9 protein-coding genes are annotated in these 12529 nt (G+C 37.3%); 2 read left to right on the forward strand and 7 right to left on the reverse strand.

The window, feature by feature from the left end:
• Positions 1-90 precede the first annotated feature (90 nt).
• The 6 genes from L3V46_RS06535 to ahcY form a co-directional block, all read right to left on the reverse strand.
• Positions 91-1332 carry a multifunctional CCA addition/repair protein gene (locus L3V46_RS06535; RefSeq protein ID WP_239045241.1) on the reverse strand — a complete coding sequence of 414 codons (1242 nt, stop codon included), beginning with the start codon at positions 1330-1332 and terminating at the stop codon, positions 91-93.
• Between the two features lie 113 nt (positions 1333-1445).
• Positions 1446-3716, reverse strand: coding sequence for an NADP-dependent malic enzyme (locus tag L3V46_RS06540; protein ID WP_004717035.1), 2271 nt, complete (start codon positions 3714-3716; stop codon positions 1446-1448).
• Positions 3717-3853: 137 nt separating this feature from the next.
• On the reverse strand, positions 3854-6715 hold the full coding sequence (locus L3V46_RS06545; RefSeq protein ID WP_343212620.1) for an EAL domain-containing protein: 2862 nt from the start codon (positions 6713-6715) through the stop codon (positions 3854-3856).
• Positions 6716-6851: 136 nt separating this feature from the next.
• Positions 6852-7571 carry a 16S rRNA (uracil(1498)-N(3))-methyltransferase gene (locus tag L3V46_RS06550; RefSeq protein WP_209827187.1) on the reverse strand — a complete coding sequence of 240 codons (720 nt, stop codon included), beginning with the start codon at positions 7569-7571 and terminating at the stop codon, positions 6852-6854.
• Positions 7572-7607: 36 nt separating this feature from the next.
• Entirely contained in the window at positions 7608-8444 is an 837-nt protein-coding gene (gene metF / locus L3V46_RS06555) for a methylenetetrahydrofolate reductase [NAD(P)H] (RefSeq protein WP_034616209.1), read from the reverse strand.
• Positions 8445-8597: 153 nt separating this feature from the next.
• Entirely contained in the window at positions 8598-9980 is a 1383-nt protein-coding gene (ahcY, locus tag L3V46_RS06560) for an adenosylhomocysteinase (RefSeq protein ID WP_239045243.1), read from the reverse strand.
• Between the two features lie 507 nt (positions 9981-10487).
• On the opposite strand from ahcY, the gene L3V46_RS06565 reads away from it, so the two are divergent.
• Together L3V46_RS06565 and L3V46_RS06570 are read left to right on the forward strand one after the other, a co-directional pair.
• Complete coding sequence (locus tag L3V46_RS06565; protein ID WP_239045244.1) at positions 10488-10952, forward strand: hypothetical protein; 465 nt, start codon at positions 10488-10490, stop codon at positions 10950-10952.
• Between the two features lie 19 nt (positions 10953-10971).
• Positions 10972-11910, forward strand: a complete 939-nt coding sequence (locus L3V46_RS06570; protein ID WP_239045245.1) for a DUF4424 family protein — start codon at positions 10972-10974, stop codon at positions 11908-11910.
• 49 nt (positions 11911-11959) lie between these two features.
• Here L3V46_RS06570 and L3V46_RS06575 read toward each other — a convergent pair whose 3' ends face one another.
• Positions 11960-12484, reverse strand: coding sequence for a tetratricopeptide repeat protein (locus tag L3V46_RS06575; RefSeq protein ID WP_239045246.1), 525 nt, complete (start codon positions 12482-12484; stop codon positions 11960-11962).
• Positions 12485-12529: the final 45 nt, after the last annotated feature.

The following is a 12529-nucleotide window of genomic DNA, read 5'->3' on the forward strand; positions in this document are numbered from 1 at the left end:
ATGCTATGGTCAATGAATGATTGGATGTTATTTAAAAGAAAATACGATATCTAAAATCTAAAAACGCCTCTCATTACTGAGAGGCATTTTTTATACCGTATGATGATGATGACCTAACTCATGCTTTAAATCAGCAATCGCTTCAATACGTTTTTGAATCAACATTTCACCAATATCAGGACCTTGAATATCTGAGGGTAAATCCGATGCTTTAATCGTGCGTACAGTTTTCATTGCATCTAATAGATAATGCGCTTGTGGGTATTCGCGATTTTCTAAACCTAAACGGCCTTTAGCATCACATTCACAGGCTTGCGCAAAAGCTTCGACCCGCTCAGGACGACGTAGCACATCTAATCGCTGTAACAAACGCCATAAGGTGCCTGGTTTTAAGGTAAAAGCCTGATGACATTTTAGATGTTCTTTACATACTGCTAGAGCAAGCTGTTTCGTTTGAGTAGGTACACGTAAACGATCACATACATCTGTGACAGGCTGAATCCCACGTTCTTCATGCATGATATGACGAGGTAATTCATCTTTCGGTGTTAAAGCTTTGCCCAAGTCATGTACCAATACGGCAAAACGAACATCTAAAGAATAATTGGCTTTACATGCTTGCTGTAAAGACATCAGTGTATGAATACCGCAATCAATCTCAGGATGATATTCAGGTCGTTGTGGAACGCCAAACAGGGCATCTATTTCAGGAAAGAGCACTTTTAATGCACCACACTCACGTAACACTTCAAAGTAAACATCGGCATGACGTTCCATTAAAGCACGAGAGGTTTCTTTCCAAACACGTTCAGGTGTCAATGCTTCTAATTCGCCAGATTCAGCCAGTTGACGCATCAATGCAAGTGTTTCATCAGCAATACGAAAACCATATTGTGCATAACGAGCAGCAAAACGAGCCACACGCAGTACGCGTAAAGGATCTTCTGCAAAAGCGTCTGAAACATGACGTAGGATTTTATGTGCTAAATCATCTTGTCCATGATAGGGATCGTACACTTGACCTGCTTCATCCATCGCGATGGCATTGATGGTTAAGTCACGACGAATTAAATCCTCTTCCAAGGTGACATCTGGATCGGTAAAAAACTCAAATCCATGATAACCGTGTCCCGATTTACGCTCAGTACGGGCTAGGGCATATTCTTCTTTTGTTTGGGGATGTAAAAACACAGGGAAATCTTTCCCAACGGGTTGATAACCTTGGGCAAGAAGTTGCTCTGGCGTGGCGCCAACAACAACATAATCCTTTTCGTGATAGGGATGACCGAGTAAATGATCTCTAACGGCACCGCCTACTAAATAAACTTGCATGAAAAAACCTCTATTCTTACTGCCATCATGCATCAGAATAGAGGTTTTCTCAAGTACAGAACTTGAGTGATTGACTAAAGTTCTGCGGTATTGATGTTAAATTGACTTCAAGCTTAGCCTTCAGCTTGTTGAATCTCAGCAACGGTTAAAGCTGTCATATTAACCAAACGACGTGTTGTCGCTGTAGGTGTTAAAATATGCACAGGTTTAGCAGCACCAAGCAAGATAGGACCAATAGTCACATTATTGCCTGACGTTGATTTTAACAAGTTGAATGAAATATTTGCCGCATCAAGATTTGGCATAATCAACAAGTTCGCTGAACCTTTGAAGCGTGAATTTGGGAATGCAAAATGACGAATATTTTCATCAAGTGCAGCATCTGCATGCATTTCACCATCTACTTCTAATTCAGGTGCGATTTCAGTCAAGATTTCAAATACTTTACGCATTTTTTGTGCACTTGGATCATTTTGATCTGAACCAAAGCTAGAATGCGAAAGTAATGCAACTTTTGGCGTCATACCAAAACGACGAACTTCCTCAGCCGCTAAAATAGTCATTTCAGCCAACTGTTCAGCAGTCGGGTTGGTATTTACATATGTATCAGCCATAAAGATATTGCGATCTTCAAGCATCAATGCATTAAGCGTAAAGAAGTTATTACGACCTTCTTTTAAACCAATCACATTTCTTACAAAGTCTAAATGGATATCATAACTTGCATAAGTGCCGCATAGCATACCATCTGCAAGACCATGACGAACCAACATTGCTGCGATCAAGGTAGAACGACGACGTGTTTCACGTTGTGCATACTCAGGCGTTACACCTTTACGTTGCATCAAGTTGTAATAGTCATCTGCAAACTTATCGTAATCAGGATTTTTTTCTTGATCTACGATGGTAATATTTACACCGTGTTCAAGACGCAAACCTAATTTCTTGATATTTGCTTCAATGACTGCAGTACGACCAACCAGAATAGGTTGTGCCAAACCTTCATCAACAGCGATTTGAATCGCACGTAATACACGAAGATCTTCACCTTCCGCATAAGCAATACGTTTAGGCGCTGTTTTCGCTTGTGCAAAAATTGGTTTCATCATCAATGCTGAATTATAAACAAATTCAGATAGACGTTGACGATAAGCCGAGAAATCCGCAATTGGGCGACTTGCAACACCTGAATCCATTGCAGCTTGTGCAACAGCAGGAGCAATTTCAAGAATTAGGCGTTGATCAAGTGGACGTGGAATTAAATAATCACGACCAAATGATGCAGATTTTTCACCATAAGATGCGGCATCCGCTTCAACATGTGCCATACGTGCAATTGCATGTACACAAGCAATTTTCATTTCTTCATTAATCGTCGTAGCGCCAACATCTAGCGCACCACGGAAGATATAAGGGAAGCAAAGCGCATTGTTTACTTGGTTCGGATAATCTGAACGACCAGTTGCCATGATTACATCTGGACGTACTTCATGCGCATGTTCAGGTAAAATCTCTGGATCTGGGTTTGCCAATGCAAAGATGATTGGATCAGCCGCCATGACTTTAACCATTTCTTTGGTTAAAATGCCTGCCGCAGAAAGGCCAAGGAACATATCGGCATCTGCAATCACATCTGCAAGTTGAGTTCCCTCAATATCTTGCACATAACGCTTTTTAGACTCATCCAAGCCTTCACGTTTAGTGGTCAATAAACCGCGTGAGTCAGCAACCACGATATTTTCTTTTTTAGCACCAATTGCACACAGCAAGTCTAAACAAGAAAGTGCCGCAGCACCTGCACCTGAAGCAACAATTTTGATTTCGTCAATTTTTTTGCCATTCAATTGCAAAGCATTGAGAAGGGCTGAACCTACGATAATTGATGTACCGTGTTGGTCATCATGGAACACAGGTATTTTCATGCGTTCACGAAGCTTTTGCTCAATATAAAAACACTCAGGTGCTTTAATATCTTCGAGGTTAATACCACCAAAAGTAGGTTCTAAAGCCGCAACGATATCCACAATTTTGTCAGGATCATTTTCAGCAATTTCAATATCAAAAACGTCTACACCAGCAAACTTTTTAAATAATACGCCTTTGCCTTCCATTACAGGCTTAGATGCTAATGGACCAATATTACCTAGACCTAAAACGGCTGTACCATTACTGACCACTGCAACCAAGTTGCCACGAGCAGTATAAAGCGCTGCTTTTGAAGGGTCTTTTTCAATTTCTAAACAAGGCGCTGCCACACCTGGTGAGTAAGCAAGCGCAAGGTCATGTTGATTGACAAGTTGCTTACTTGGCGTAACGCTAATTTTTCCTGGTGTTGGAAATTCGTGATAGTAAAGGGCTTGCTGTTTTAAAGATTGATCATCCATCTGAATCTCGATTATTACATGTTCCAGCGAGGCTGGTGGTTTGACTAAATTTCATCGAATATAACATTTGTTGAGAGATACCGACAGTCAAAAAATAGTTATTTCAAACAAAGTAATAGATATAAAGTCTAAAAAAATTAACAAATCTTTATAAGTTTATGCTGTTCCAAATATTTTGTGCTGTCGGCAGATGACAATGCTTTGGAAAAGTAAAAGCCTTGTAAAATATAACAACCGTGTTTTTGTAAAAATAGTGCTTGTTCTTTAGTTTCAACGCCTTCAGCCACCAAGGTAATGCCGATTGCATTGCCCATAGCAATAATCGCATTGACGATTGCTTCGTCTTTTTCTTGTCCAATTTTTGAAATAAAAGCACGATCTATTTTTAAGATATCAAAAGGGTAACTGGTTAGATAAGCTAAAGATGAGTAGCCTGTTCCAAAATCATCTAAAGAAATAGAAATATGGCGATCTTTTAATTGTTGTAGAAGAAAATTGACTTCTTCTGATTTATCAAACAAAGACGATTCAGTCAGTTCTAGTTCAAGCATATCACCCGAAATATTATATTTTTTAAGGGCGTAGTCGATATCTTTGACTAACTGTCCGCGGTAAATTTGTTGTGCAACAATATTAATCGATACCCTAAAATGATCAAAACCCAAGGATTGCCACTGTTGTATTTGCTTACAGGTTTCATGCAATACAATTAAACCAATATCTGAAATGAGGCTGGTTTCTTCGGCAAGCGGGATAAAAATGTCTGGCAAGATATAACCCAAAGTTGGATGTTGCCAACGGACTAATGCTTCAAAACCATAAATGCGTTGAGTTTTAACACAGATTTTAGGTTGATAATGTACGGTCAGTTCTTTGTGCTTTATGGCTTTTCTTAATTCGTTTTCTAAGTTGATCCCTTGATTGAGCAACGGCGTTTTTTTGTTTGAATAAAAATATACGGTATTTCCGCCTAAACGCTTGGCTTCGTGTAATGCTGATTCTGCATGACCATTGAGACTGTCGAGCTGTAAGCCATGCTCTGGATATAGCGCAACGCCAATAGAAATGGTGATGGTTTGTTCTTGTTCTTTAACATCAAAAGGTTGTTTAAATGCATCTAAAATATGTTGCGTATGTTGATGAATATTGATGTTATTGCTACTTAAATTATAGATCACTGCAAAATCATCATTATTTAAATAAGCGATCAGAGAGGCATTTGGACAACATAATCTTAATCTGTGAGCGACTTGTTTTAATAATTCATCACCTTCTTTATGGCTCATAAATTCATTGAATAATTTAAAACGGTCAATGTTGATACGTAAAACCGCAAAATTTTTAAATGAATCAGAATAGTGAATTAAATAATTATGCAGTTGTTGTTTGAAATAAAAGCGATTTGGCAAATCGGTTAGGATGTCATAATGTTCTAAATACGAGAGTCGTTGCTCTTGTTTTTTACGATCAGTTAAATCGGTAATAATGCCAACATAGTTGGAAAATTTATTTTTTTCATCATAAATTGCATTGATGTGTACCCAAAGTGCAAGTTTCTTCCCAGAGGTAAAATCAATCTGTAATTCAGACTCAAATTCTCCTTTTTGAATTAAACTTTGAGTAATCACATTATACATTTGTTGGGTGCGAGAATTATTGTTAATGGTGATATCAAATAGATGATTTCCAACGATATTGTGTTGTTTGTAATCTAAGAGCTTTTCAAAATAAGGGTTTACTTCTAAGTAGCATAAATTATTATCTAAAATAAAAACACCTTCAGCCACTTGTGCTAATACATTTGCGGCGAGTTTTAACTTTTCTTGGTCGGTCTTTTCTTTTTGAATGTCGCGTTGGATACCCACCATTCTAAGCGGTTTGTTATTGATATTCTTAGAAACCACTTTGCCAATGTCTTGAATCCAGCACCATTGACCATCTCGTTTAACACGGTAGATTGCCTCAAAGCGCTCAGTTTGGCCTTTGATGTGTTGTTTCAGGATGGTTTTATAATTGACAATATCATCAGGATGAACATATTCATCTACGCTATTGTGTTTTAGATTGAGTTGTTTGAATTCTGCACCGCTTTTTGAGTCGGAAATTTCAAAAGTTCTTTTTTCAATATTCCAGACCCAAGAATGAATACCCGCGGTTTCATGGGCAAAAGCTAAGTTGGCTTGATGATTTTCTAAGCGGTCATTCATCTGTTTAAAATCGAAAATTCGTTCTTTTACTTTTTGTTCTAATAAATGATTATGTAACTGCAATTCACTTTTCATGACCTGTGTTTTTGAGATTTCATTTTTAAGTTGTATTTCTAAGCCTTTATAATTTGCAAGTTGTTCTTGTGATTGCTTAAATAAAAACTTATTTTTCAGGTCTAATATTTCAGAATTAATATAAATTTTATGTGAAGCATATGTGCTAAAGAATAATAAAGAGAACCAAACAATGAAAATGGTGCTATAGATTTCGTTGGTATTTTGAGGGAAAAGCAGAGGGAGCGTGAGCACCGGAATCGCAGATGGAACAAATAAAGCAATAAAATAACTAAATCTTTGATTGAGAAAATTCATTGCTAAAACATATGAAAAACTCAGCAAAAAGCTAGATAACAGAAATGAAAAAAATGGGTCAACCACATTTGGCATCATCATAAATTCTAAATTGATGATATAAACGCCAATCCCAAATAAGCTTCCTAAGATCAAACAAGAAAACTGAAAGAAAAGATCAATATTTTTAAATACTTGAACTTTATTTTGTTGTAACAGATAGGTAGAAGAAAAAAATCCCGATAATATAAATAAAATAGTCAGAATAAACCAACCGCTTAATAATTCAGAGGAGGTCTTAAATAAGTAAAGATAAATTAAAGCGTCACAGATACACGTAAAAAATACCCAAATAAAAAATATCCGGATATCTTTGGTTATCTTTCTGATGTTCGACGAATTCACATCATATGAAAGAAGCTCTTCCTGAACATCATTCATTAGCGCTTGCACCTCTGCTATTTTTAGAATGTGTAGGTTTAACGGAGCAACTATTTAAAATTTGCTAATTAATAGTTTCTTTGGAATTAAAATACTGTGAAATCATCCAATTTGCAATTATTTTACATGACATACATCACTTTTTAAAGCTTTGATAATTCAAAATTGATAATGCAACTACAGGTGCTGTTTCAGTTCTTAAAATACGATCACCGATGCACCAATTTTTAAATCCATATTGGTTCGCCTGATCAATTTCAGCTTCATTTAAACCACCTTCAGGGCCAATTAAAAGGGCAATATCTGGGCTTATGTCTTTCAGTACATCTGTCTGCTCTTTTTCAGGCGCAAGGACAAATTTACTCTGCGGTAATTCAGTTTTGATCCATTCATTTAGACTTAATGGCGCTAAAATCTGCGGAACAAGATTCATACCACACTGTTCACAAGCTGCAATCGCTATACCTTGCCAATGATCTAATTTTTTTTGATCTCGATCATATTTTAAACGCATTTCACAACGTTCTGATGTGAGCAGTTGAATTTGAGCTACGCCCAATTCCACAGCTTTTTGAATCGCATAATCCATACGATCGCCCTTACTCATGACTTGTCCAAGTAGCGCTGTAAAAGCAGGGGTACGGTTATCTGGATTAAATGAATTGACTAAAACAGAAGCAGATTTTTTAGCGACTGCTGTTAAAGTCACTTCATATTCACCCCCTTGTCCATTGAACAAGGTGGCTTTTTCACCCACTTGTGCACGCAATACTTTGACCCAATGATGAAATACTGTTTCAGTGAGTTCAACCGTAGTTTCGACAGCTAAATCAGTTTCAATATAAAAACGGGGCATGCAGTATTACTCACAAGTTGATGATGCAATTTTGATTTAAGCTAAACCGAGATCAAGTACCAATTGGCGGTTTGGCTCAGTATGATTCATGCTATAGAAGTGCAAACTTGGTGCACCTCCTGCAATAAGGCGTTCACACAGTTTGATCACAACTTCATGTCCAAAAGCTTTGATACTTGCAGTGTCATCACCATAGGTCGCAAGTTGCTTACGAATCCAGCGTGGAATTTCTGCACCTGTCCCATCTGCAAAGCGGATTAAATTGCTGGCATTGGTAATTGGCATAATTCCTGGCGCAACAGGAATATCAATTCCTTGTTTTTGGATACGCTCTACAAAATAGAAATAGGCATCTGGATTAAAGAAAAATTGAGTGATGGCTGCATTTGCACCAGCTTTGACTTTTTCTGCAAAGTGCTTAATGTCTGCATCAAAGTTGTCAGCTTGTGGATGCATTTCAGGATATGCCGCAACTTCAATTTTAAAATGATCACCGGAGTGTTCGCGAATAAAACGAACCAAATCAGTCGCATAAGGAAGCTCACCAAGGCCGACTTGACCAGAAGGTAAGTCACCTCGAAGTGCAACAATACGATCAATCCCTTGAGCTTTATAGATATCGAGTAATTCAGCAATACGTACTTTGTCATCACCAATACATGAAAGGTGAGGGGCAACAGGTGTGCCTTTACCATTAAAGTCAGCAATTGCGGCTAATGTACGTTCACGCGTCGAACCACCAGCCCCATAAGTAATCGAGAAAAACTCTGGATTTAAAAGCTGTAATTCTTGATGAACAAGCTTAAGTTTTTCCGCCCCTGCATCAGTTTTGGTCGGGAAAAACTCAAACGAAATTGGAACACGTTTGGTCATGGTTAAATCCTTTTTTATTCATACTTTTTTAATTTGTTCTAACCTCTTCGAAGTCCTTTCCTAAAAGGAGAGGACTTCGCCTTTATATTCATTAATCTGTAAATGAATATTCTTTCTCCCTAAGGGAGAAAGCGAAGGAGAGGGGGTTAAAACTTAGTACTTATAAGCCTCAGTTTTAAATGGACCTTCAACTGCAACGCCCAAGTAATCTGCTTGAACTTGAGTCAATTGCGTCAATACACCACCAAAACCAACTACCATTGCAGCAGCAACTTCTTCATCTAATTTCTTAGGAATCAGTTCAACACGGATCTGTGCTGCTTTTTGATCTTCTGGAAGATCAGCAAATTTTTCTGCGAATAAGTGCATTTGACCTAATACTTGGTTTGCAAAAGAACCATCCATCACGCGTGAAGGGTGACCTGTTGCATTACCAAGGTTAACCAAACGACCTTCTGAAAGAAGAATCAGATAATCATTTTCATTTTCTGTACGATACACTTGGTGCACTTGAGGCTTAACTTCAACCCACTTATAACCACGTAAATAGTTTGTATCGATTTCAGTATCAAAGTGTCCGATATTACACACCACTGAACCTGCTTTTAATGTATCTAACATTGCAGAATCACATACGTGGTAGTTACCTGTAGTTGTTACGATCAAATCAGTATTTTGAAGAAGGTCTAGGTTAATGTCTTCTTTTTTACCTGTTTGTACACCATTTTTATATGGAGAAACAACTTCATAACCGTCCATACATGCTTGCATTGCACAGATTGGGTCAATTTCAGTTACACGTACAATCATACCTTCTTGGCGAAGAGATTGAGCAGAACCTTTACCAACATCACCATAACCAATTACTAGCGCACGACGACCAGATAACAACATATCTGTACCGCGTTTGATGGCGTCATTTAATGAATGACGGCAGCCATATTTATTGTCGTTTTTAGATTTTGTGATTGAATCATTCACGTTAATTGCAGGAACTTTTAAAGTACCATCACGGAACATTTCGTTTAGACGTTGAACACCCGTAGTCGTTTCTTCTGTAATACCATGAATTTTAGCAATAAGTTCAGGATATTTTTCATGAACAACAGCAGTTAAATCACCACCATCATCAAGAATCATGTTGGCATCCCAAGGTGTGCCATTAACATTGATTTGTTGTTCAAGACACCACATGTATTCTTCTTCAGTTTCACCTTTCCAAGCGAATACTGGAACACCAGATGCGGCAATTGCTGCTGCTGCATGGTCTTGAGTTGAGAAGATGTTACATGAAGTCCAACGTACTTCTGCGCCTAATTCAACCAGTGTTTCAATTAAAACAGCAGTTTGAATGGTCATATGAATACAACCCAGAATTTTTGCGCCAGCAAGAGGTTTTGCTGCTGAATAACGTTTACGTAAGCCCATCAATGCTGGCATTTCTGCTTCAGCAAGTTTGATTTCTTTACGACCGTAGTCAGCGAGGGAAATATCTGCAACTTTATAATCTGTAAATGAAGCATTAACCGCGTTCATCACGATCTCCTTTATATTAAAAAAATATTGATCATTCAGTTCGCGGATGCCGTTGTTGATCAGCACGAAGGTCTGACCGAATCGTCGAGCCTAGCGATTTCACATTTATGTGCCTGTGAAAAAGTCGCAGCATCCCTCGACTGGCGACTATTGTACCTAGATTTTAATAGAGTTCAAATGTAGTTGGTTAATATTCAACTAAAAGATAGAATTGTTTTGAATCGCTAAGCTATGCAAAAATATGATCAGTATTTACTGATCTATAAACAGAAATAAAATCAAGATGATGCATTTAAGCGTTTGCCAAGTGCTAGAGCTGTGCCACGATGATTGCTGTATTTGTGATTATGCTGCGTACTTTGCTTTTTTTATCTCTGGGTTTTTTGGTTTAAAAAAGTGAATATCGGGGAGATTAAATTGATGGATATTGTAAAAATAATTGATCAGCATAGTTTTGCATTGCGACAAGCCATTGAGCAGGCTTCGCTTGAACAGCGGAAAAGTTTGGTGAAAGCTGTTTTTGCTTTTTATGAAAAATTACCGAACTTTCAATCTGCTATCGAACAAAATTATCAAATTAAAATTGATAAAAAACAATTATTTCAGGATATTGATCAAGAAAATTTAATTGATTATCAAAAGCGAATTCGACAATCAAATGCTTGCGTAGATGAATATGCCGATGATTATGAGGAATTAGCGGCCATTGAGGTGATTTCTTTGGATGCCTTTTTCTTGATGGTATCAAATCAAAACAAAAGCCAGCATTTAGTGGCTTTGTTTAATGCGATGATTGAAGTACTGGATTATTATGAGAATTTTTCAGAAAACTCAATCTATTGGAATGAAGTTTTAGAAAAAGAAATTCTTTTACAAGAGCAGATTATCAAACAGATTGCTACACATATTATTTTTGATGAATCCATTTATTGTGTGCATTATCAAACAATAGAGTTTCCTGATTTGGATTAACTGATTTGGATTAAAGAGAATGAAAAAAATCATATTGATCACATCGATTCTGACAGCGACATCAGCTTTCGCCAATGATTCTACAGGCTATGTGGGAACAGGGGGAATTGAGTACCTTAAAAATAAAAATATTGCCATGCAACGTGAAGACTTATTCATTAGTAAAAAATTAATTAAGGTCGATTATCAATTTAAAAACCTCAGTAATCAGGATATTACTGAAACTGTTTTGTTCCCTTTACCACGAGTTGATAATGCTTTTGAATCCGATTTTGCCCACACTGAGGATTTATTAAAAAGTTTTAAAATTCAGGTTAATGGAAAAGCAGTTCAACCGACAATGCATGTGCAGACATTTATACAAAGAGATGAAAAGTCTAAAGCGATTGATGTCACTGAGTTATTTAAACAGTGTGGCTTTTCACAAACTGAAATGTTAAATCCTTGGAATCGCAAAAGTGATGAATATGGGGTATTTGAAAAGAAACTAAAAGGCTGTTCAAACCCTAAAGTAAAAAGCATTTTGCCTAAAAATCCAGATGAAGTCATCAACTGGTCATCACAAGTGGTTTATAGCTGGAAGCAAACTTTTAAAGCCAATTCAATTACACAGGTAAAACATCAATATAAACCTTTAGTGGGTGGTTCGGTTGCACTATATCCAGATGAATATAATCAACAATTTTGTATGGATAGTAATTTTAAGAAAGGCTTGAAAAAAGCACAGTCGGAACATTCGCCTTTTAATGCACTGAGTTATATTTTGACTACTGGGGCAAATTGGGCAAAACCGATTGAAAACTTTAAATTGACCATTGAACGAGATCCGGGAGAGTTGGTATCGTTTTGTTGGAAAGGTAAAGTCAATAAAATTAGCCCGACACAATTCCAAATGGTTGAGAAAAACTTTGTACCTAAACAAGATTTAGATGTAATTTTTGTGCATTTAGGTAATTAAATTAGTGAATCAAATTTAAGCCCATTTTATATGGGCTTAAATTTACAAATTATACCGAAGTGCCTTCAGCTGACTTGGCTTTTTCAGCCCAAAAATCAGCTTTTTCTTCATCAACATCAACGCCCATCCCGTGTTCATAAATACAAACAAGATCACGCATGGCTTGAACTTCACCCAGTTTTGCTGCCTGCTCAACCAGCTCTACTGATTTCAGCAGATCTTTTTCAACCACATCACCACGGCGATAGAAATTGGATAACTCTAAAATCGCAGCAGGATGTTGATGTTTGGCCGCTTGCTCTAACCAGCGATGGGCATGTTCAAAATAAGCCTTGGCTTCTTTAGGATCTTCTTCAAGGATATCTTTTGCATAATAAGCATAGCCTTCACCTAACCAATACATGGCTTCAACATGGCCTAATTGTGCTGCTTTGAGTGCCCATTCTTCTGCAAGTTGATTGTTATCTTCATCTTCACTTTGCATATATATTTCAGCAAGTTCAAATTGTGCAGCTGGATTACCCATTGCAGCACGATTGAGTAATTCTGAAGGGATTGAAAGTGGTTTAGACATAAAAATACCAATACAAGGCAATAAATTTGATAAAAAAAGCCAATC

Origin of the sequence: Acinetobacter sp. AG3, assembly GCF_022343575.1 — a bacterium.
GTDB lineage: Bacteria > Pseudomonadota > Gammaproteobacteria > Pseudomonadales > Moraxellaceae > Acinetobacter > Acinetobacter guillouiae.

Excerpts from the sequence above, each read along its gene's own strand:
- L3V46_RS06535 (WP_239045241.1), bottom strand. The coding sequence starts at position 1,332 with ATGCAAGTTTATTTAGTAGGCGGTGCCGTTAGAGATCATTTACTCGGT.
- L3V46_RS06540 (WP_004717035.1), bottom strand. The coding sequence starts at position 3,716 with ATGGATGATCAATCTTTAAAACAGCAAGCCCTTTACTATCACGAATTT.
- L3V46_RS06545 (WP_343212620.1), bottom strand. The coding sequence starts at position 6,715 with ATGAATGATGTTCAGGAAGAGCTTCTTTCATATGATGTGAATTCGTCG.
- L3V46_RS06550 (WP_209827187.1), bottom strand. The coding sequence starts at position 7,571 with ATGCCCCGTTTTTATATTGAAACTGATTTAGCTGTCGAAACTACGGTT.
- metF (WP_034616209.1), bottom strand. The coding sequence starts at position 8,444 with ATGACCAAACGTGTTCCAATTTCGTTTGAGTTTTTCCCGACCAAAACT.
- ahcY (WP_239045243.1), bottom strand. The coding sequence starts at position 9,980 with ATGAACGCGGTTAATGCTTCATTTACAGATTATAAAGTTGCAGATATT.
- L3V46_RS06570 (WP_239045245.1), top strand. The coding sequence starts at position 10,972 with ATGAAAAAAATCATATTGATCACATCGATTCTGACAGCGACATCAGCT.
- L3V46_RS06575 (WP_239045246.1), bottom strand. The coding sequence starts at position 12,484 with ATGTCTAAACCACTTTCAATCCCTTCAGAATTACTCAATCGTGCTGCA.